Annotated in this window: 20 protein-coding genes and 2 tRNA genes; 6 read left to right on the forward strand and 16 right to left on the reverse strand. The window is 30.9% G+C overall.

Features of this window, described 5'->3' with window-relative positions; genetic code table 11:
• Positions 1-5 precede the first annotated feature (5 nt).
• From ELQ05_RS01460 to ELQ05_RS01500, 9 genes are all read right to left on the reverse strand, one after another.
• Positions 6-2201, reverse strand: a complete 2196-nt coding sequence (locus ELQ05_RS01460; protein WP_002866265.1) for a bifunctional (p)ppGpp synthetase/guanosine-3',5'-bis(diphosphate) 3'-pyrophosphohydrolase — start codon at positions 2199-2201, stop codon at positions 6-8.
• On the reverse strand, positions 2185-2409 hold the full coding sequence (locus tag ELQ05_RS01465) for a DNA-directed RNA polymerase subunit omega (RefSeq protein WP_002853464.1): 225 nt from the start codon (positions 2407-2409) through the stop codon (positions 2185-2187). The genes ELQ05_RS01460 and ELQ05_RS01465 overlap by 17 nt, the downstream gene beginning before the upstream one ends.
• 10 nt (positions 2410-2419) lie before the next feature.
• The gene (gene pyrH, locus ELQ05_RS01470) at positions 2420-3139 is read right to left on the reverse strand and encodes a UMP kinase (RefSeq protein WP_002854049.1); all 720 of its coding nucleotides are present in this window, start codon (positions 3137-3139) and stop codon (positions 2420-2422) included.
• 51 nt (positions 3140-3190) lie between these two features.
• Complete coding sequence (locus ELQ05_RS01475; RefSeq protein ID WP_002853860.1) at positions 3191-4384, reverse strand: murein hydrolase activator EnvC; 1194 nt, start codon at positions 4382-4384, stop codon at positions 3191-3193.
• The gene (locus ELQ05_RS01480; protein WP_002853622.1) at positions 4381-5187 is read right to left on the reverse strand and encodes an FtsX-like permease family protein; all 807 of its coding nucleotides are present in this window, start codon (positions 5185-5187) and stop codon (positions 4381-4383) included. Before ELQ05_RS01480 ends, ELQ05_RS01475 begins: the two co-directional genes overlap by 4 nt.
• Positions 5174-5839 (reverse strand): cell division ATP-binding protein FtsE, encoded by a 666-nt coding sequence (locus tag ELQ05_RS01485; RefSeq protein WP_002856386.1) that lies wholly within the window; start codon positions 5837-5839, stop codon positions 5174-5176. The genes ELQ05_RS01480 and ELQ05_RS01485 overlap by 14 nt, the downstream gene beginning before the upstream one ends.
• Before the next feature lie 69 nt (positions 5840-5908).
• Positions 5909-7087: a tRNA (guanosine(46)-N7)-methyltransferase TrmB gene (trmB, locus tag ELQ05_RS01490; RefSeq protein ID WP_088303512.1), complete on the reverse strand. Its 1179-nt coding sequence runs from the start codon at positions 7085-7087 to the stop codon at positions 5909-5911.
• On the reverse strand, positions 7087-8322 hold the full coding sequence (locus tag ELQ05_RS01495) for a fibronectin type III domain-containing protein (RefSeq protein WP_088303513.1): 1236 nt from the start codon (positions 8320-8322) through the stop codon (positions 7087-7089). Before ELQ05_RS01495 ends, trmB begins: the two co-directional genes overlap by 1 nt.
• Complete coding sequence (locus tag ELQ05_RS01500) at positions 8267-9235, reverse strand: RluA family pseudouridine synthase (RefSeq protein ID WP_052825470.1); 969 nt, start codon at positions 9233-9235, stop codon at positions 8267-8269. Before ELQ05_RS01500 ends, ELQ05_RS01495 begins: the two co-directional genes overlap by 56 nt.
• A 77-nt stretch (positions 9236-9312) precedes the next feature.
• Here ELQ05_RS01500 and ELQ05_RS01505 point away from each other — a divergent pair, with 77 nt between their 5' ends.
• Together ELQ05_RS01505 and ELQ05_RS01510 are read left to right on the forward strand one after the other, a co-directional pair.
• On the forward strand, positions 9313-10413 hold the full coding sequence (locus tag ELQ05_RS01505; protein ID WP_002853654.1) for an FtsW/RodA/SpoVE family cell cycle protein: 1101 nt from the start codon (positions 9313-9315) through the stop codon (positions 10411-10413).
• A gap of 53 nt (positions 10414-10466) precedes the next feature.
• Positions 10467-10543 (forward strand) — tRNA-Ile (locus ELQ05_RS01510).
• 107 nt (positions 10544-10650) lie between these two features.
• Here ELQ05_RS01510 and ELQ05_RS01515 read toward each other — a convergent pair.
• Positions 10651-10726: transfer RNA gene (locus tag ELQ05_RS01515), tRNA-Phe, on the reverse strand.
• 139 nt (positions 10727-10865) lie between these two features.
• Between ELQ05_RS01515 and ELQ05_RS01520 the strand changes: the two genes are divergently transcribed.
• Positions 10866-12209 carry a TrkH family potassium uptake protein gene (locus ELQ05_RS01520; RefSeq protein WP_002876757.1) on the forward strand — a complete coding sequence of 448 codons (1344 nt, stop codon included), beginning with the start codon at positions 10866-10868 and terminating at the stop codon, positions 12207-12209.
• Between the two features lie 10 nt (positions 12210-12219).
• Positions 12220-12870 (forward strand): TrkA family potassium uptake protein, encoded by a 651-nt coding sequence (locus tag ELQ05_RS01525; RefSeq protein ID WP_002853664.1) that lies wholly within the window; start codon positions 12220-12222, stop codon positions 12868-12870.
• Here ELQ05_RS01525 and ELQ05_RS01530 read toward each other — a convergent pair.
• Genes ELQ05_RS01530 through gltX form a run of 4 tightly spaced genes read right to left on the reverse strand, consistent with a single transcriptional unit; the run spans position 12867 to position 16795 of the window.
• Complete coding sequence (locus ELQ05_RS01530) at positions 12867-13538, reverse strand: MqnA/MqnD/SBP family protein (RefSeq protein ID WP_002857885.1); 672 nt, start codon at positions 13536-13538, stop codon at positions 12867-12869. The genes ELQ05_RS01525 and ELQ05_RS01530 overlap by 4 nt on opposite strands.
• Positions 13539-13543: 5 nt before the next feature.
• Positions 13544-14170, reverse strand: a complete 627-nt coding sequence (gene upp / locus ELQ05_RS01535; protein WP_070248759.1) for a uracil phosphoribosyltransferase — start codon at positions 14168-14170, stop codon at positions 13544-13546.
• Positions 14167-15402, reverse strand: coding sequence for a malic enzyme-like NAD(P)-binding protein (locus ELQ05_RS01540; protein WP_134239866.1), 1236 nt, complete (start codon positions 15400-15402; stop codon positions 14167-14169). The genes upp and ELQ05_RS01540 overlap by 4 nt, the downstream gene beginning before the upstream one ends.
• Before the next feature lies 1 nt (position 15403).
• Positions 15404-16795 carry a glutamate--tRNA ligase gene (gene gltX / locus ELQ05_RS01545; protein ID WP_134239867.1) on the reverse strand — a complete coding sequence of 464 codons (1392 nt, stop codon included), beginning with the start codon at positions 16793-16795 and terminating at the stop codon, positions 15404-15406.
• 64 nt (positions 16796-16859) lie between these two features.
• Here gltX and salC point away from each other — a divergent pair, with 64 nt between their 5' ends.
• Positions 16860-17675 (forward strand): peptidylprolyl isomerase SalC, encoded by an 816-nt coding sequence (salC, locus tag ELQ05_RS01550; RefSeq protein ID WP_134239868.1) that lies wholly within the window; start codon positions 16860-16862, stop codon positions 17673-17675.
• 36 nt (positions 17676-17711) lie between these two features.
• On the opposite strand, the gene ELQ05_RS01555 is transcribed toward salC, so the two are convergent.
• Both ELQ05_RS01555 and accB read right to left on the reverse strand, forming a co-directional pair.
• The gene (locus ELQ05_RS01555; RefSeq protein WP_002854112.1) at positions 17712-19043 is read right to left on the reverse strand and encodes an acetyl-CoA carboxylase biotin carboxylase subunit; all 1332 of its coding nucleotides are present in this window, start codon (positions 19041-19043) and stop codon (positions 17712-17714) included.
• Between the two features lies 1 nt (position 19044).
• Positions 19045-19500 (reverse strand): acetyl-CoA carboxylase biotin carboxyl carrier protein, encoded by a 456-nt coding sequence (accB, locus tag ELQ05_RS01560; protein ID WP_002861982.1) that lies wholly within the window; start codon positions 19498-19500, stop codon positions 19045-19047.
• 144 nt (positions 19501-19644) lie between these two features.
• On the opposite strand from accB, the gene dcd reads away from it, so the two are divergent.
• Positions 19645-20205, forward strand: coding sequence for a dCTP deaminase (gene dcd, locus ELQ05_RS01565; protein ID WP_002869981.1), 561 nt, complete (start codon positions 19645-19647; stop codon positions 20203-20205).
• The last annotated feature ends 37 nt before the right edge of the window (positions 20206-20242 follow it).

Here is a 20242-nt window from a genome sequence, read left to right on the forward strand (position 1 = left end):
CCTTTTTAACCTTCTTTATAAGCATCATTTAAAGATGTAAAATCTAAAATTTTACAACGAGATTTTAACCTATCCTTGACACTATCTGGGTTGATATTATCAGGAATTTCCATTGTAATCTCAAAATAATCTACCGCCGAATTTAAATCACTTGATAAATTGATTGTTAATAGATTTATCTGCATTTTAGCTAAAAATGCCAAAAATTCCGCTAAAACACCTTTTTTATTTTCCAAAGAAAAAATCAATTTATAAGATTTAGGGATGTTAGAATCCCATTTTATAAATACCATATCTTGATTATTATCTATCATTTTATCAGCTCTATCGCAAAGCTTATGATGGACGATAGCGTTACCACCTTTAACAAAAGCTAAAACAGCATCACCTCTTTTTGGATGGCAACAAAAATCAAAATCCACATTAGCGATTTTATGGTTGCAATATAGAGTAAAATTTCCTATTTTTTGTTCTTTAATCTCATATTTATCAAACCAATATGACTTCTTGGCGTATTTTTTAAGACCATTAACTATATCTTTTAAATAAGCACTATCTGTTGCTACTTGTCTAATGCGTCTGGCTAAATTTTCTTTTTCTATCCAAGTTTCAATTCTGTTTTTATCAACTCCAAAAATAAAACTTAACATATTAATAGAACTTGCTAGATTAATCTCTCTGATTTTTTGCTTACAAAATTCCCTTATACTCGCTTTTGCTTTTCCTGTTTTAACACTATCTATCCAAGAACAGCGATAAAATTTATCATTGCTAGTAACCACTCGCACAATATCGCCATTTTTAAGCTCGGTTAACAAAGGTACTTTAATACGATTTACATAAGCACTTTTTGCATGAAGCCCTACTTTGGTATGCACTTCATAAGCAAAATCAAGAACCGTTGCACCACGAGGCAAAGTGAAAATTTCTCCCTTAGGAGAATAAACTGCGACATCTTCAACATAAAGACTATCTTTAGCATATTCATAAAGTTCAATAGCATTATAATCTTCTGCATTTTCAAGATTGTTTATACTTTGCATTGAAATATCCGTAAGCCAATCAAGACGAGGCGCAACCACACTGCCATCTTCTTTATATTTCCAATGCGCTGCTATACCAAATTCCGCAATTTTATGCATATCAAAAGTTCGAATTTGTGCTTCTATAATACTTTTAGCATCAAAAAGTGTGGTGTGTATAGTTTGATAACCATTTTGTTTAGGCAAGGCTATATAATCCTTAAAACGCGAAACCAAGGGATTAAAATGTGTATGTAAAATTCCCAAAGCCAAGTAACAATCACTTACTTTTTCAACCAAAATTCTTACCCCAAGCAAATCAAGAACTTCTTCAATACCAATGCCTTTTCTCTGCATTTTAAGATAAATAGAATAGCTATGTTTAATGCGTTTTTGAATTTCAAAACTACCTTGTCTAAAGCCATTGCTCAAAAATAAAAGTTCGATTTTGGAAATAAATTCATTTAAACCTAATTGCATTTCTTGATTATTGGAGTTGATATAATTGTCAATAAGCTTATACTCATCTGGCATAAGATATTTAAAACTAAGATCTTCTAAATAATTTTTTATGCTTGAAATACCAAGTCTATGGGCTATTGGGGCATATACAACTAAAGTTTCTTCGCTGATTCTTTTTTGCTTATCTTCTCTTAGAATATCAAGAGTAAGCATATTATGCAGCCTATCGCATAACTTCACAATCAAAACCCCAACATCTTCAATACTTGCTAAAAGCATATTTCTGAAAGTCAAGGCTGATTTAGTTAAACTTTTTTTAGATTTTGATGAAATGAGATTATCTTCTCTAATTTCTATAATTTTAGTAAGTCCTAAAACAAGTTTTAAAACCTCAGAACCAAACTGCTCTCTAAGTTCTTCTTCAGTGCAGTTTGTATCTTCAATCACATCATGCAATAAAGCAGCTAAAATATTGCTTTTATTTTCACTTAAAAATCCAACCAGTGTTGCTACTAAAATAGGATGTACCGCATAAGGCTCTCCACTTTTTCTAAACTGCCCTTCATGGCAAAATATACAGTAATCTACCGCTTTTTCAAGAATGGCATCATGGCCACAAATTTCGAAAAGCAAAGCCTTAGCAGCTTCTAAATCTTTACAATTTTTTACATTATCGATTAATTGTTCAAGCAATAATTCTTCATCGATTGGTTTCAACTAAACCCTCTAAAGTGATTTTATTTTCTGCAATTTCATATAAAGCTATATCTGCAAGTTTATTTTTATTTTTATCAAAGTCTACCAAAGGGGTTGCTCCATTCGCCAATTGTTCCGCTCTTTTTGCTACCACTAAAGAAAGGCGATATCTATCATTACCCATTTTTTCCAAAGCTTTTGCCGCTACTTCTTCTATTCTTTTATCCATAATTTTCTCCTTAATTATTTTTAACGATTGAACAAAGGCTAGTATCACCTTGTATGATTTTAAGTAAATTACCCTCTTCAAACATATTACAAACCACAATAGGAAGTTTGTTATCTTTAGCTAAAGCTATAGCTGTATCATCCATCACTTTAATATTATCTTGCATAGCCTCATCATAACTTAAAGTATTTAAAAATACTGCATCATCAAATTGTTTTGGATCTTTATCATAAACTCCATTAACTTTTGTAGCTTTTATTACCATATCTGCATCAATTTCCACAGCTCTTAAAATAGCTGTTGTATCTGTAGTAAAATAAGGGTTTCCAGTACCTGCGGCAAAAACCACAACACGACCCTTTTCTAAGTGTCTTTGCGCTCTTCTCATAATATAAGTTTCACAAAATGCTTCCATCTGAATGGCGCTTTGAACCCTAACTTCAAGTCCAGAGCTTTCCAAAGCTTCTTGTATAGCAATAGCATTGATAACCGTAGCAAGCATTCCCATATGATCTCCACTTGTCCTTTTAATCAATCCGCCCTTAGCAGCACTTACTCCGCGAATAATATTACCACCGCCTATAACTATGCCTACTTCTATTTGATTTTTTATAAGTTCTTTAATCTCTGAAGCTATGAATTTTAAAATAGAATTTTCTATACCAAAGCCATTTTCACCTGCTAAAGCCTCTCCTGAAAATTTTACTAAAACTCTTTTTCTCTCTTGCATTATTTCTCCTTATTTAACTTGAAATTATATTTTAAATTCCATTAAATTTAGCTAATTTAAGCTAATGAGTTCCAAAGGATTGATATGAAAATTTTTTTGAGTTACTTCAAAAGTAAGATCATTTTTTATTCTACCCACTACGGCACCTTTTTTGATATTCTTACCAACTTTAATATTAGGAGCAATCTTATCTAAATGTGCGTATATTGTATGTATGCCATTATCATGTTCAACAATAACAACTCGAGCTAACATACTAGTATCTTTGGCAAAAACTATTTTTCCATCTAGCACATTTTTAACAACTGCATCGCTTTTATTGCTTCTTAAAACTACATTCTCGTTAAAAATTTTAAGATTGTAAACAGGATCAACATAATTTCCAAATTTTTGCTTCACAGTAAAAGAATCCAATGGAGCTATGGTTTTTTTTCCTGTGTAACGCTTGACTGAACTTCCTTGATAGCTTGAACCTAATTGTCTTATTTTTTGATTATTTTTTACTATTTTAGTATCATTTTTGTTTGAATTTGCATCTTCTTTATCATTAATAATTTTTAATTGATTTAATGTTTTTCTAAGCTCTTCTTGCTGAGCTTGCAAATCATCGAGTTTTTTTGCATATATAGCTCGATCTGTTTTTTGTTTATTAATTTCGCTAATTTGTTTTTGTTTTAAACTTTGAAGCTTGGCTAATTGAGCGTTGTAATCCTTAAGACTTTCATTGATTTTCTTAATCTGAGCTTGTTTATCATCAATAAGCCTGCTTACTCCCTCATAATCTTTAGAAATTTTAAAAATTTCTTCATTTAAAACTTTGTTTAAACTTCCTAAAATTTCAAAAGCCATAAAACTTTCTTCACTTTCAATATAGCCTTGAGGGATAGGTAAATCATAAGCAAAATCTTTAGCCATTAAAGATATAAGCTTACCTTCCATATTTGATTTACTTTTAAGCAAATCTTCATTTTGGCTTGTAAGGGTGTTTAACTCTTGATTTTGAGCCTTAGCACTTGCTTCAAGCTTAGAAGTTTGTGAATTTAAGCTTTCAATTTGCAAACTTAAATCTTTCAAACTTTTTTCACCATTTAAAATATCACTAGCCAAATCTTCAAGTTTTTTATTTAGCTGTTCTTGTATGCGTTTATTTTCTTCTAAACTTTTTGTTTTTTCATTTATAGCGTTTGCTAAACTTATATCAACAAATAAAAAAAAACAAAAAAAGATAAGAATATTTTTTCTCATCTTTTAACCTTAAACATAACCGTATTTACACACAACAAGCAAATAAACAAAGTAGCTAAAAAAATTAAAGTCAAATGTAAAATAAAATTAATAGGTGGAAAAATAATATCTACAGCCTTTAAACTTTCTTGGATAATAGAAAGATCAAAAATTTGGGTAAAAAAGGCAAGTAAAATAACAAAAGCAATAAAACAATCAACCACAACCACCTTGTAAAGCATAAAAGATCTAAACCAAAACGGAGCTCCAAATAAACACATAATTTCAATACGATCGGTATGTTCATAAAGCCAAATTCTCATCTGTTTTAAAAACAAAACAAAGGCAAGTAAAATAATGATAAACAAAAATAACCAAAAAACAAATTTCATCAAAATAAGCAAAGAGTATATCTTATCATGGGTTTTGGAAAAAGTTTCAACCTTACTAACACCTACAATATTTAAAAGTTGATTTTTAATCGAATTTAGTTCATTTTGATCGGGCAAAGAATTTAATTTTAAAGTATAAAATTTTGGCAGAGAATCTTTTAAAACTTTCAAATTCTTTTCAGAAACATCATTTTTCAAACGATCGATTAAATCCTTAGGATCCAAAGATTCAAGTCCAGCAAAAAATGGTACTTTTGTTTTTACTACATTCTGATCAAGTTCAGTTTTGCTGACAACTATAATATTATAATCTTTATTAACAAGTTCTTCATAATGCTTTAAAGTTGCATTTGTAATCAAAATAAATTCAAAAGCAAACATCATAAAAAGTAAAGGTAAAATTAAAGATAAATGTGTTTTAAAAAATTTCATTCATTTTTCCATTTTCTATATTAAAACGACGATAATCCACTCTTAAATTACTAGGAATTCTATGTGTTACCACTATAACACAAGTTCCTAAAAGCTCTCTAGCAGACTTTAAAAGAGTCCATATAATATCAGAAGAATACTCGTCCAAATTTCCCGTTGGCTCATCGCAAAGCAAAAGCTTTGGATTATGAGCTAAAGCCCTAGCCATAGCGACGCGTTGTTGCTCACCACCACTAAGTTGATTAGGCAATTTATCTGCTTTAAAAGTTAAATTTACATGCTTTAAAAGCTTAGCAGCTTGATCATGGCATACTTTTTTGCTATAACCTTTAATCATTAAAGGCAACATAACATTTTTTTCAACACTATATTCTTGTACAAGTTTATAATCTTGAAAAATAATCCCTATTCTTTGACGCAATTTTAAAAGTTCTAAATTTCCAATTTTATTCATCAAAGATCCACATACTTCAAGCTTACCAGAAATAGGTTCTAAATCTCCATAAAAAGACTTTAAAAGCGTACTCTTACCACTCCCGCTTTTACCCGTAATAAAAACAAAATCATCATCCTTAAAAGCAAAACTCGCTTCTTTAATAACTAATTCATCATAACCTAAAGTAAGTTTATTTGCTTGGATTAAATTAGGCATCCTTTTTCCTTAATTTCCCTTTTTAAATTTTTAAATTATGCTTTATTTTTGCTTAATTTTCAAGAAAAATTATATTTTAAACTGAACTTTTAAAATTTCTTTTAATTCATTTATCGCTTTAATATTTTCTTGAATTTTAAATGGTTCTTTAAAAGCAAAATCGATCGTTTTATCAAGATGTAAATAACAATGTTCAGGCTTATTAAAAGCTCCAAAAGCAACCTTTAAAAGCAAATTCTCATCTTGTTTATAGATGCTTTCAAAATGCAAGAAAAAATCATCTTTTTTTATAGTAATATTTTTAAAGTTCTGCTCTATTTTTTTCAAATCCTCTTTAGAAAATTCAACCGATGAGAGATTAAATTCATTTAACTCATAGTTTTTACACTCTTGGTTAAAATTCCACACCCAAAGATCATATATATTTTTTTCTTGCTTTTTCCATCTATCTTCATATTTGCTTGAAATTTCTAAATTTTCATTTTTTCTAAGACTAAATTTTGGAGCAGGAAAAGTCAAAAATTGTTCTAGAGTAAAATTAAAATACTCAAAACTATCTGTTCTAAGCTCAAAACGACCATTTTGGGTTAAAACCCTAGCACATTCTTTGCAAAAATCTTTCCCAATAACTCGCCTATGAGGCTTTTTATCCCAAGGAACAGGAAAATGTAGAAAAATCTTTTCAACTGATTTTGATTTTAATACACTCAATAACAATCTCGCATCACTTTGGATTAGCAAAATATTATTTACATTTTGTGCTTTAGCAAGTTTAGCTACTTGAGTTAAAGCTGGATTGTAAATTTCCACCCCTAAAATTAAAACATTTGGATTTTCTTTTGCTTGATAAAGCAAATGTCTTCCTGATCCAAAGCCTATTTCTATATAAATTTTACCTTGAAGTCTAGATAAAAGCTCATCAAAATTATCAACAATAAATGGTGTTTTTTCAATTAAAGCATTGTTTTTAAGTCCAAAAGCTTTATTGATAATATCCTCACAAAAACCTTCTTTAAAGATTTTTAAAGCCTTTTGCAAATAACCTATTTTAGAAGGTTTTGTATGTTTATCGCCTTTAATCACAAAACCATTTTGTGCTTTTTTAATCTGCAGAAAAAAACTCTCTTCTTGAACCTTTGTATAAATAAGACTAACATTATCATTCTTAGCAAGCCAAAGAAATTCAACATCATCCTTGCTATAAGGCAGATTTATTTCTTTGATCTTTTTGCTTTTAAAATTTGGCACTACTGAGCTGCCTTAACTTTGCTTGAAGGTTCTGAACGAAGCCCGGCTGAATCAATAGCAATAACTTCGTAACTATATTCCATCCCTGGTAAAGCTTTTACATCTTTTAATCGCTTTTCTTTAATGCCTTTAAAAACAGCATTTTGCTCCCCGCCATAGCGTCTTACTTCATACTCAACAGCTCTAGTATCATTATCGCTCCATTCTAAATTTATCCCTTCGCTTGTGCTTTGAGCCAAAATAATACTAGGAGCCAAAGGGTTACCTAAAGTTTTACCTTCTACACCATCTTTTGGCATAGGACTTTCAAGACCATCTTTATCCACCATTGTTACTTTATAATACTTGCTTTTACCTGCTCCTTCTACCATATCCTCATAAGAATTTTTATCAGTCTTTGCCAAAACACTAAAAGGAAGGAAACTTGAGCTCGTAGAATAAACTTTATAATAAGAAAAATCTTCATACGTAGGAGCATCCCAAGTTAAAATGATTTTATTAGAACCATCTGTGCTAGCACTTAAATGCTCAACTTGAGGAGGTAAAGCCTTGCTTGTAGAACTTACAACTTGACTTGGCTCACTCTTTATCCCATTAAAACTCACAGCAATAATTCTATAGCTTGAATTTTCATTAGGTTTTAAATCACTATCGATGTATTCAGCGTTTAAACGATTTTTTACTTCTGTAATTTTTTTAAATTCTTTATCATCACCTTTGGTTCTTTCAATAATATAAGAATCAACCCTAAAATCAGGATGCGGACGCCAAATAAGTTTAATACGATTAGGCAAATTAGTCACAGCTTGAACAAAAGGAACAGCTTCAAGTCTTGGAGCTGTGCTGACTTCTATAACCTTGCCATCTTCTGAAATTTGTCCTTGCTCATTAAAGCTTTTCATCATATAACGATACTTAGTACCAGGCTCTAATTTAGTATCTACATAATGAGTTTGAAACTTATCTTTAATAGTGCCTACAAGTTTAAAATCAAGATTTTCATCACTAGAACGATACAAATAAAATCCTTTAATATTTTCATTATATAAAGGCTCCCATTCAAAAGCAATATTACTCATATCACTAAGACTTTTTAAACTTTCAACTTTTGGCAAGCTTTCATTTACAGCAGGCTCTTTACTTAAAGCTAGCGAATTCATTTGCGAAACACTACAAGCACTAAGCAAAAGAGTTAAAAAACTCAAGTAAAAACTCAAGCGAAATCTTTTCATCATTCTCTCCTAAATTAATTTGTTTAAACATAATATTTTTAAAATCTTCCATCAAAGGTGCTTTAACAAAAATTTGCTCTTTGGTTTTTGGATGGATAAAATACAAAAAATAAGCATGCAACATTATCCTACAATCATACTTACCCTTATAACCATATAAACTATCACCTAAAATATGGCGATTTAAACTAGCCAAATGCGCTCTAATTTGATGAGTTCTTCCTGTAAAAAGCTTAGCAGCCATCAAAGTTAAATTTTCAGTTTTTACTACATTTATAAAAGCTGATTTTGCGTTTTTACTGAATTTATTTTCCTTATCTATGGCTATTTTTTTAATAGCATTAGAAGGCGAACGCATTAAAAATTTTTCTACTATAATTTTATCTTCTTTTAGTGGCAAATCAATTAACGCAAGGTAAATTCTTCCCATGCTTTTATCTGCAAGCTGTTCGCTTAATTTTTGATGGGTGAAGTTATTTTTCGCTATCAGTATAGCTCCGCTTGTATCTTTATCTAATCTATGAACAAGACCAGCTCTTATCTCTCCTCCTAAATTTGATAAAGTATATTTTTTTTCTATTAACCAATCCACCAAAGTGGCATTTTTAACGCTACTTGCTCCATGAACGACTAAATTTGAAGGTTTATTTAAAACAAGCAAGTCTTCATCTTCGTATAACACATCAATATCAAAATCCACTTCAAACTGAGGTTTTATCTCATTGCAAAGCTTTAAACTTGCAATAGAAATAATATCACCATTTTTAAGCTTAAATGAATTTTTATCTTGAATTCTATCATTAACCTGTACGCAATCTTTTTCTATAAGTAAAGCAACTTGATTGCGACTTTGGTTTAATTTTTTAGCCAAAAATACATCAAGCCTTGAATTTTCATCTACTAAAAAAGTTTGCATTTTTTCCTTAGAGGTTTTGATAAATTTAAAATTTTAGTTTATAATTATAGCTTTATATTACCAACTGAAGGCAAATTTTGTTTAGATTAGATAGAAGAATTTTAACTCATTTTGACTATATGCAACCCATTTTATTTTTACCCATAATTCTTATTTCATTTTTCTTAATCTTTGAAGCTAATCCTTTTTTAGCAGAAAAACAGTTTGTTTATGCCTGTGTGGGATTGTTTGCTTTTATGGTTTTTTTCTTCTTTCCCATAAGGAAATTTATTTGGATTATTCCTGTTGCTTATTGGATTAATATTTTTTTATTGCTAAGCGTAGATATTTTTGGGGTTGAAAAATTAGGTGCTAAAAGATGGCTTGAAATTCCTTTTACTCACTTTACTATACAACCTTCTGAAATTTTTAAACCTAGTTTTATTTTAATGCTTGCCTATCTTATTTATCAAAATCCTCCTCCAAAAAATGGATACAAACTTAAACAATTCATCAAACTTAGCTTTTACATCATCTTGCCTTTTTTGCTAATTGCAAAAGAACCTGATTTAGGAAGTGCTATGGTTTTACTACTTGTTGGTTTTGGAGTACTTTTTATCATGGGAGTTCATTATAAAATTTGGTTAAGTATTGTTATAGCTATAAGTGTTAGCTCTCCTATTATTTATACACATCTTTTAAAACCCTACCAAAAGCAAAGAATTCATGATTTTATTTCAGAAAAACCAAGTTATCAAGTAGCCCAATCAATGATAGCTATTGGAAATGGTGGTTTAACCGGAAAATCTCAAGATGAAGCTACGCAAACTCATTTTAAATTTTTACCTATTTCAACTAGTGATTTTATTTTCGCTTACATGATAGAAAGATTTGGATTTATTGGGGGATTGACATTAATTATATTTTATATTTTACTTATTTTTCATCTACTTAGTTTAAATTATAAACTTAAAGATGATTATTTTGCTAGAGTTGCTATTAATTGTGTTGCATTATTTATTTTTATTTATGCGGCAGTAAATATTTCAATGACTATAGGTTTTGCACCAGTAGTTGGGATCCCTTTGCCTTTTTTTAGTTATGGTGGAAGTTCTTTTACTATTTTTATGATTTTTTTTGGAATTTTACAGCATTTAATCACTTTTAGATATTTTTGGACGGATATAAAGGCTAAATAAAATATTTTTAAGCATTAATAAGATATAATTTTATCTTTTAATTCAACTTAGGCGGATTTATAGCTCAGTTGGTTAGAGCAACCGGCTCATAACCGGTTGGTCGCAGGTTCGAGTCCTGCTAAATCCACCATTCTACATATAAGCTATAGACTCTTTCTTTAAAAAATAACTTTTAGTTCTTTAAATATTTCAATCTTATATAAAAAAGTATGTGATGTGATTTTTCGAAAGATAAAGTGGTGGTTAGAGGCAGAATCGAACTGCCGACACGCAGATTTTCAGTCTGCTGCTCTACCGACTGAGCTATCCAACCACAATGTTTGATAAATTAAAAATGTAATTGTATCTTTTTTTCTTTAATTTAAGTTTAAATACAAAAATAAAATTTTATTTCCCTTAAAGTTTTAATAAGATAGAATACCCGCTTTAGATCATTATCAAATGGAAATTTTTTGAAACAATTTGGACTAGATAGACGAACTTTTAAAATTTTACTAGCTGGTTATATTATTATTGCATTGTTTGGAGCTTTATTGCTACATTCAAGCTGGGCGCATACAACTCCTATTGATTTTTTGGATGCCTTTTTTACAAGCACATCTGCTGTTAGTATGACAGGATTAGTAGTTAAGAACACTGCGGTTGATTTTACCTTAGCAGGGCAAATTATTATCTTAGCTTTGGTGCAAATTGGCGGTTTAGGATATATGGGTATAGGTTTATTTGTTTATATACTCATACGCAAAAAAGTTGGTTTTAGTGCAAGAAATTTACTAAAAGAGTCTTTATTTTATCCATCAATGGATGGTTTATTTAAATTTTTTAAAAAGGTTTTACTGTTCATTTTTACTATAGAATTGATAGGTGCTATACTTCTTACCATGCGTTTTGCCCTTGAAATGAATTTTAAGAAAGCTTTATGGTTTGGAATTTTTCATTCTATTAGTGCTTTTAATAATTCTGGATTTACTATATTTGAACATGGGCTTATAGCTTATAAACATGATATAGCAATTAATCTTATTATCACTTCTTTGATTATTATTGGAGGGCTTGGATATTTTGTTTTGGTTGAATTATACTTTTTTCAAAGAAAAAAATTGCAAAATTTAAGCCTACATACAAAAATGGTTGTTGTTGCAAGTATTTTTCTTATTTTCTCTTCAACACTTATTATTTTTGCTTTTGAATACTCAAATCCTCAAACTATAGGACATTTTTCATTTTTTGATAAAATTTTAAGCTCATATTTTATCGCTATTAATTACCGCACAGCAGGATTTAACACCTTAGATATGGGACATTTGCATGATGCAAGCTTATTTTTTGGATCATTGTTTATGGTTATTGGTGGTGCACCAGGAGGAACAGCTGGGGGTATGAAAGTAACAACTGTAATGGTTTTATTGCTCTATGCTTATTGGAGTATCCGCGATGGAAGAGTTAGAATTTTTGGACATGAAATTCCAAGAGAAACTATATCTAAAGCTTTTATTATAGCTGTAGGTTCAGCTGTTTATATAGTAATAGCTGTTATTTTGCTTTCCTTGCTAGAGTCAAAATTTGATTTTATAGCCTTGCTTTTTGAAACTTCTTCAGCTTTTGCAACTGTAGGAATTTCAGTAGGAAATGGTGGAACTTTATCTTTATGCGCTTTGTTTAGTGATCCTAGCAAGGTGATTATCATCATTATGATGCTAAGTGGTAGGATAGGTGTTTTTGCTTTTTTACTCTCGGTATTCAAACAAGACAAAGCTATTCATTTAAAATTCCCTGAAGGAAAGGTTAATTTATAAAGGTAAAATCGTGAAAAATCTTAATTATGGAATTATAGGACTTGGAAAATTTGGCTCAGTTGTAGCAGATGAACTCATTGCTGGAGGTCATACTGTTATCGTTGCGGATAAAGATGAGGAAGCTTTAAAAAGTATACAAAATCCTCCAAGCTATGCTTATATTTTAGATTCTACAAATATTTCAGCCCTAAAAGAAGCAGGCTTTCATGATGTTGAAGTTGTTATTGTTAGCATAGGAGAAAATGTTGAAAAATCAATCCTTACTCTTATGGCGCTTAAAGATATAGGTGTTAAAAATATCATTGCTAAAGCAACCTCTAATATCCATGGTCAAATTCTTTCTAAGTTAGGTGCAACAAAGGTTATTTATCCTGAAAAAGAAAGTGCTAAAAGACTAGTAAAAGAATTTTTAACTAAAGATGCTGATTATGAAGTTTTTGATCTTTCAGCAAATACTATACGAGCTATTAAGATCAATATAGATGAAAAATTAGCAGGAAATTCTTTAAAACATGTAGCACAAAATATGAAAGTGATTTCTTATAAAAAATTAAATAGCGACTGGGAAATACTACCTGATTTAGAAACCACGACAGTTTATAGTGGAGATGTTGTAATACTCCTTGGAACAGTTAAAGAACTTAGAGAATTTGAACACTAAGCAAGATTTAAAGCCTTACAAGCCTTTACAAAACGCTTTAAGGCTGTTTTTTCTTTGGTAGAAATTTTATGATATATAACTTCATCTAAATAATATCTAACATCTTTTATATCTAAATCCCTTGTTTTGGCATAATTTTGCAGTATATAATAAGGAATTTTAATCTTTGTTTTTGGAAATTTTTTCAAAATTTGTTTATATAAAGCTTTTTTTTGCACACAAGAAAATCTAGCAAAAACAAAAGGCAATCCTGTTTTTTCATGCCATTTTGCACATAAATCGATATATTTAGAAGGATCTTTTAGATAAAGCTTTAAAGCCTTATCACCTATAATTACTTTTCCATCTTGTTTTAATACTTTAGCTAAAGCATTTGAAGTTGCTGAACTTGGATCTTTGGCATTTGATGTATTTTTTTCTACTAATACACTTAAAACTCTTTTATTAGCACAAATACCCAAATCTAAATTTTTATATTTTTTTCTAGCGCTTTCTATGCTTGAAATGATAGCTGCATCAATTCTTCTATAAAATAAATCTTTATTTAGCTTACTTGGAACTCCTTTTTTATACTCCATACTTGCTTTATAACCATTGGGTAAGGGATATTTTTTAAGATATATATGCAAAGGTAAAAGATTAATATAATCAATTTTTCCAAAAATCATCTCTTTTAAAGAGTGTTAAACACTCTATCTCCTGCATCTCCAAGCCCTGGGATAATATAACCTTTTTCATTTAAACCTTCATCAATACAAGCCACAAAAACTTCTACATCATCATGCATTTGGCTAAATTTTTTCAAACCTTGTGGAGCAGCAAGTATGGATATAAATTTTATTTTTTTAACTCCTTGGCTTTTTAAAAAATTACAAGCCTCTATAGCAGTCCCACCTGTAGCAAACATAGGATCTATAACAATAGCAGTGCGTTTTTTTGCATCTTTGGAAAGTTTTTGAAAATAAAAATCCGCCTTTAAAGTCTCTTCATTTCTCACAAATCCCAAAAATCCAACACTTGCATCAGGAATCATCTTAAAAACGCTTTCAAGCATTCCTAGTGCAGCTCTTAAAATAGGACAAATCATAATCTTTTCATCAAGTTTTTTTACCGTGACTTTTTGTATAGGTGTTGAAATTTCAATTTCTTTTAAAGAAAAATCTTTACTCGCTTCAAAAAGCAAAAAAGATGAAATTTCATCGATTAACATACGAAATTGAAAGGGCTTTGTCTCTTTAGCCCTTAAAATTCCTAATTTATGTTCGATCAATGGATGATTGATACAATGAATATTTTTCATTTTAAGCTTTCAAAATAAGCTTTCTCATCAAAATTTTTCACCTTAGCCACACCATCTTTTACCGCAGCTGCTGCTACAGCTGTACTAACTGCAGCTTTTACTCTTTCATCAAAAGGTTTTGGTATAACATAATCTCTTCCAAATTCTAAAGTGCTTAGATTATAAGCTTTTTTAACCGCATCGCTTACAGGAAGTTTTGCAAGATCTGCTAATGCTTTAGCAGCTGCTACTTTCATATTTTCAGTGATTTTACTTGCACGCACATCTAAAGCCCCACGGAAAATAAAAGGAAAACCTAAAACATTATTGATTTGATTTGGATAATCACTTCTTCCTGTTCCTATAATCGCATCTTTTCTAAGTCTAGCCACATCTTCAGGCATCACTTCAGGAATAGGATTTGCTAAAGCAAAAATTACAGGATCTTTTGCCATGCTTAAAACCATTTCATCATCAAGAATTTTTGGCGCACTAAGTCCTAGGAAAACATCAGCTCCTTTTAAAACTTCTTTTAAGGTCTTTTCCTTAGAATCAACAGCAAATTCAAGCTTTTGAGGAGTTAAATCATTTCTATCCTTAGAAACAACACCTTTACTATCTACTAAAATAATATTTTCAACTCCTAAATTTCTATACATCTTAGCACTTGCTATGCCTGCGGCACCTGCACCACTTACAACCACCTTAATGTCTTTAAATTTTTTACCGCTTATCTCCATAGCATTCATAAGCCCTGCAGTTGAAATAATAGCTGTTCCGTGCTGATCATCATGCATTACAGGAATTCCTAAATCTTGCAAAGCCGCTTCAATTTCAAAACATTTTGGAGCAGCTATATCTTCTAAATTTATCCCACCCACAGTCGGAGCCAAAGCCTTACAAAAATTTACAATCTCTTCTATACTATGAACATCAATTTCTATATCATAAGCATTGACATTTGCAAATTTTTTAAACAAACAAGCCTTACCTTCCATAACAGGTTTTGAAGCCTGTGCTCCTATGTTTCCAAGTCCTAAAACAGCAGAACCATCACTAACTATAGCTACTAAATTAGCCTTATTTGTATAAGTATAAACAAGCTCATTATCTTTAGCGATTTCAAGGCAAGGTTCTGCAACTCCTGGGCTATACGCCAAAGATAGATCATAACTTGTAGTCATTGGCTTACTTGGTACAATATCAATTTTCCCACCTAAATGGTATTTTAAAGCTTCTTCTTTTAAATTCATTTTATTTTCCTCTAACTTTTAAAAAATTTTCTATTCTTTTTTTACACTCATCAAGCCCTAAAAATTCTAATACTTCAAAAATACTAGGACTTACCGCACTCCCTGTTAAAGCTATGCGTATAGGCTGAGCCAAATCTTTTAACTTTGCTTCTTTTTTTTCTAAAAAATCATTTGTAAAATCTTCAAAATCTTTACCTGTTTTTTGATCTTTAAGTGTATTAGCAAATGCTTGGAGCAATTCTAAATTATTTTCGTTAATAAATTTTTGCACTGCATTTTCATCATAATTTTGCGGTGCATTAACTATGCTTTTTGCACTATTGATAATATCATGCAAGGTTTTTGCACGCTCTCTTAATAAATCAAGTAAAAATCCTGCCTTTTCATAAACAGATAAATCAAAGCCAAGATCTTTAAGCTGACGGTTAATCTCTTCAAAAGGTAAAGTTTTAATATAATGAGCATTCAACCATTCAAGCTTTTTGGCATTATAACAAGATGCGCTTTTATTAATATGATAAGGATCAAAAAGTTTTTCCAAATCTTCTAGTGAAAAAACCTCATCATCACCGTGACTCCAACCTAAACGCACAAGAAAATTAAGCAAAGCTTGAGGTAAAATTCCCATTTCTTTGTATTCCATAACATCAGTTGCCCCATGTCTTTTTGAAAGCTTTTTACCATCTTCTCCATGTATCATAGCCACATGAAAAAATTTAGGAATTTTAAAACCCAATGCCTCATAAAGCACAATTTGTTTAGGAGTATTTGAAAGATGATCATCCCCACGAATCACATCACTTATCCCCATTAAAGCATCATCAATAACAACAGTAAAATTATAAGTTGGAGTTCCATCACTTCTTGCAATGATAAAATCATCCATTATATCCTCTGCTTTAAATTTTACCTCGCCTTTAATCCCATCTTCAAAAACAATCTCGCCGCTTTGAGGCGCTTTAATACGCACAACAGGTTCTATACCCTGAGGTGGCGTACCTTTAAATTCTCTATATCTTCCATCATATCTTGGGCGCTCTTTGGCGGCTTCTTGCTTGGCGCGCAATTCTTCTAATTCTTCTTTACTCATATAACAATAATACGCCTTGTCTTCATCTAAAAGCTTTTTGACATATTCTTTATAAAGATCAAAACGCTCTGATTGGTAAGTTACTTCTCCATCATGTTCTAAACCGCACCATTTAAAAGCTTCGATAATTGCTTTAGTAGCTTCTTTGGAATTTCTTTTTAAATCCGTATCTTCAATACGAAGTAAAAAATTTCCACCATTTTTTCTAGCGTATAAATAATTATAAAGAGCTGTTCTAAGTCCACCTATGTGCAAATACCCTGTTGGGCTTGGAGCAAAACGCGTTGTAAGTTTTTCGTGCATTTTTTGCCTTTTCTTAAATTTTTATTGATATAATGCGATATTTATACTTAAATAAAGGTTTGAAATGAAAAAAATTTTATTAAGTTTTGCATTTTTTGCAAGTTTAGCTAGTGCAAATACCATTAATGCTATAGCTGTAGTTGTAGACAAAGAGCCTATCACGACTTATGATATAGATCAAACTATGAAAGTACTTAAAATTGATAGAAATCAAGCTTTAGGCGTGCTCATCAATGAAAAAATGGAAATTTCACAAATGAAACAGCTGGGTATTGTAGCCAATGATTTAGAGCTTGACGATGCCATAAATAAAATGCTTACTCAAAACAAAACTACCTTAAATGCTTTCAAAGCAAATTTAAAATCCAAAAATCAAAGCTATGAACAATTTCGTGCAAATTTAAAAAAAGATTTAGAAAAAAGAAAGCTTTATGAAAAAATCGCAAGTATGGCAAAAACTGATTTTAGTGATGATGGAGCAAAAAAATTTTTCGAACAAAATAAAGATAAATTCACTTTTTATACACAAATTAATGCAAATATTTATTTATCAAACAATCCTCGAACTTTAGAAAATATCAAAAATACAAAAAGAACAATCCTTAAACCACAAAATGCATCTTTAAACACAAGCAATGCCGATCCAAGACTTTTAGGGCTTTTATCGCAAATTCCTGTTGGAGGCTTTTCCCCTGTTTTAAATGGAAAAAATGGCTATGAACTTTATGAAGTTAAAAGCAAAGATGGAGCACAAACTCCTGAATACGAACAAGTTAAAAATGAAGTTTTAAACGCTTATGTAAGCGAACAAAGACAAAATTTCATACAGGATTATTTTGATAAACTCCGCTCTAAAATCAATATAGAATATTTAAGATAAAAATTACAATTAAAATTTCCCTTTAATAGGGAAATTTTAATGTCTTGCAAGATAATTTGTATCGTAGTTGTTGTTAATAAAATCAGGATTTTCCATCATAGAAAGATGGAAATCTTTGGTTGTTTTTATCCCACTTATAAGTAACTCATCTAAAGCTACTTTCATTTTTGCAATAGCTTTATTGCGATCTTCTGCCCAAACTACAAGCTTACCTATCATAGAATCATAATAAGGAGGCACGCTATAGTCTTGATAACAATGACTTTCCATTCTAACATTGCGTCCTGCGGGTGGAATGTATTTAGTAATCTTGCCTGGACTTGGCAAGAAAGTTTTAGAATCTTCTGCCGTGATTCTACATTCTATAGAATGCCCATTTAATTTAATACTTTCTTGAGATGGTAAGGCATAACCTTCTGCTACCTTAATCATTTGTTCTATGATATCAATCCCACTTACCATTTCACTTACACAGTGTTCAACTTGCAAACGTGTATTCATTTCTATAAAATAAAAGTCTAAATTTTTATCAACTAAAAACTCAAAAGTTCCCGCACCTTCATATCCTATAGCTTTGGCTGCCTTAATAGCAGTTTCATGAAGCCTAGTGCGTGTTTTTTCATCAAGCAAAATCGCGGGAGATTCTTCGATAAGTTTTTGATGGCGTCTTTGCATAGAACAATCTCTTTCACCCACATGAATCACATTACCAAAACTATCTCCTATAACCTGCACTTCTATATGGCGCGGATTTTGAATATATTTTTCCATATACATAGTTCCATCGCCAAATGCTGTCATAGCCTCGCTTTCAGCCGACCAATACGCTTTCTCAAGATCTTTTTCATTTTCAACCACACGCATACCACGACCACCACCACCTGCAGCTGCTTTTAAAATCACAGGATAGCCTATTTCTTTGGCAAGTTTTTTAGCTGCTTCAGCTCCTGCTAAAGCCCCATCACTTCCTGGGATTACAGGCACGCCTGCTCTTTGCATTACTTGTTTAGCTTTTGATTTATCACTCATTAAATTCATAGCTTCTACAGAAGGACCTATAAATTTGATGTTATGTTTAGCACAAATTTCAACAAAATTTTGATTTTCACTTAAAAATCCATATCCTGGAAAAATCGCATCTGCTTCAGCAATTTCAGCTGCTGTGATAATAGCTGGGATATTTAAATAACTTTCAGAACTTCTTGCTTTTCCTATACAAATGCTTGCATCAGCGTATTTTAAATATAAAGCATCTTTATCTGCTTCAGAATACACACAAATTGCTTTTTTACCCATTTCTTTAATCGTTCTTAAAGCGCGTAGTGCTATTTCTCCACGATTAGCAATTAATATGCTTTTAATTTCCATTTTATAATTTCTCCACCGCAAATAAAGGCATTCCAAATTCTACAGGCTGGCCATCAGCAACTAAAATTTCAGCGATCCTGCAATCAAATTCCGCTTCAATTTCATTCATGATTTTCATCGCTTCGATAATAGCTATAGTATCGCCTTTTTTAACCGTACTACCTACTTTTACAAAAGGTGCTGCTCCTGGACTTGGAGCCTGATAGAAAGTTCCTACCATAGGGCTGTTTATACTTGGCTTGTTTGATTTTGCATTTTGGCTAGGTTGAGCTTCATTTACAACACTTACATTGATAGGTTGTGGAGCTGGAACTGGAGGGCAAACAGGAGCTGGAACGTCGCAACACATATCTCTTTCAAGTTCTATTTCAAAACCGTCTTGTTCCTTGATCTTAATTTTACTAATATTTGCTTCAGCAAAAAGGTTTACTAACTCTTTAATTTCTTCTTTTGTCATAAAATTCTCCTAAAATTTAAGAACTTAATCTTGTATTATATAAAAAAACTTAAAATTTAACTTTAAAAAAGAAAAAAATCATAAAAAATATAGATTTTTAGGTTATAATCATTATAAAAAATTACAAATATTAAAAGGTTAAAAATGGGCTTAAAAGCAGATAACTGGATAAGAAAAATGGCATTAGAACACAAGATGATCGAACCATTTTGCGAAGCAAATATAGGAAAAGGTGTGGTAAGCTATGGACTTTCAAGTTATGGCTATGATATACGCGTAGGGCGTGAGTTTAAAATTTTTACCAATGTCAATTCAACCGTAGTGGATCCAAAAAATTTCGTAGAAGAAAATGTGGTAGATTTTGAAGGCGATGTATGTATAGTTCCTGCAAATTCTTTTGCCCTAGCTAGAACTATAGAGTATTTTAAAATGCCTGATGATGTCTTAGCTATTTGTCTTGGCAAAAGCACTTATGCAAGATGTGGCATCATCGTCAATGTTACCCCTTTTGAACCAGGTTTTGAAGGACATATCACTATAGAAATTTCAAACACTACGCCTTTACCTGCAAAAATTTATGCCAATGAAGGAATAGCACAAGTGCTGTTTTTACAAGGCGATGAAAAATGCGACACCACTTATAAAGATAAAAAAGGCAAGTATCAAGCCCAAACGGGCATAACCTTGCCAAGAATTTTAAAATAGGAACACTTGTTGCTTTAATTTTAAAAAACTTAAGCAA

Origin of the sequence: Campylobacter sp. US53, assembly GCF_004378995.1 — a bacterium.
Taxonomy (GTDB): domain Bacteria; phylum Campylobacterota; class Campylobacteria; order Campylobacterales; family Campylobacteraceae; genus Campylobacter_D; species Campylobacter_D jejuni.

Excerpts from the sequence above, each read along its gene's own strand:
- ELQ05_RS01465 (WP_002853464.1), bottom strand. The coding sequence starts at position 2,409 with ATGGATAAAAGAATAGAAGAAGTAGCGGCAAAAGCTTTGGAAAAAATG.
- pyrH (WP_002854049.1), bottom strand. The coding sequence starts at position 3,139 with ATGCAAGAGAGAAAAAGAGTTTTAGTAAAATTTTCAGGAGAGGCTTTA.
- ELQ05_RS01475 (WP_002853860.1), bottom strand. The coding sequence starts at position 4,384 with ATGAGAAAAAATATTCTTATCTTTTTTTGTTTTTTTTTATTTGTTGAT.
- ELQ05_RS01480 (WP_002853622.1), bottom strand. The coding sequence starts at position 5,187 with ATGAAATTTTTTAAAACACATTTATCTTTAATTTTACCTTTACTTTTT.
- ELQ05_RS01485 (WP_002856386.1), bottom strand. The coding sequence starts at position 5,839 with ATGCCTAATTTAATCCAAGCAAATAAACTTACTTTAGGTTATGATGAA.
- ELQ05_RS01495 (WP_088303513.1), bottom strand. The coding sequence starts at position 8,322 with ATGATGAAAAGATTTCGCTTGAGTTTTTACTTGAGTTTTTTAACTCTT.
- ELQ05_RS01500 (WP_052825470.1), bottom strand. The coding sequence starts at position 9,235 with ATGCAAACTTTTTTAGTAGATGAAAATTCAAGGCTTGATGTATTTTTG.
- ELQ05_RS01530 (WP_002857885.1), bottom strand. The coding sequence starts at position 13,538 with ATGATTTTTGGAAAAATTGATTATATTAATCTTTTACCTTTGCATATA.
- upp (WP_070248759.1), bottom strand. The coding sequence starts at position 14,170 with ATGAAAAATATTCATTGTATCAATCATCCATTGATCGAACATAAATTA.
- ELQ05_RS01540 (WP_134239866.1), bottom strand. The coding sequence starts at position 15,402 with ATGAATTTAAAAGAAGAAGCTTTAAAATACCATTTAGGTGGGAAAATT.
- gltX (WP_134239867.1), bottom strand. The coding sequence starts at position 16,795 with ATGCACGAAAAACTTACAACGCGTTTTGCTCCAAGCCCAACAGGGTAT.
- salC (WP_134239868.1), top strand. The coding sequence starts at position 16,860 with ATGAAAAAAATTTTATTAAGTTTTGCATTTTTTGCAAGTTTAGCTAGT.
- ELQ05_RS01555 (WP_002854112.1), bottom strand. The coding sequence starts at position 19,043 with ATGGAAATTAAAAGCATATTAATTGCTAATCGTGGAGAAATAGCACTA.
- accB (WP_002861982.1), bottom strand. The coding sequence starts at position 19,500 with ATGACAAAAGAAGAAATTAAAGAGTTAGTAAACCTTTTTGCTGAAGCA.
- dcd (WP_002869981.1), top strand. The coding sequence starts at position 19,645 with ATGGGCTTAAAAGCAGATAACTGGATAAGAAAAATGGCATTAGAACAC.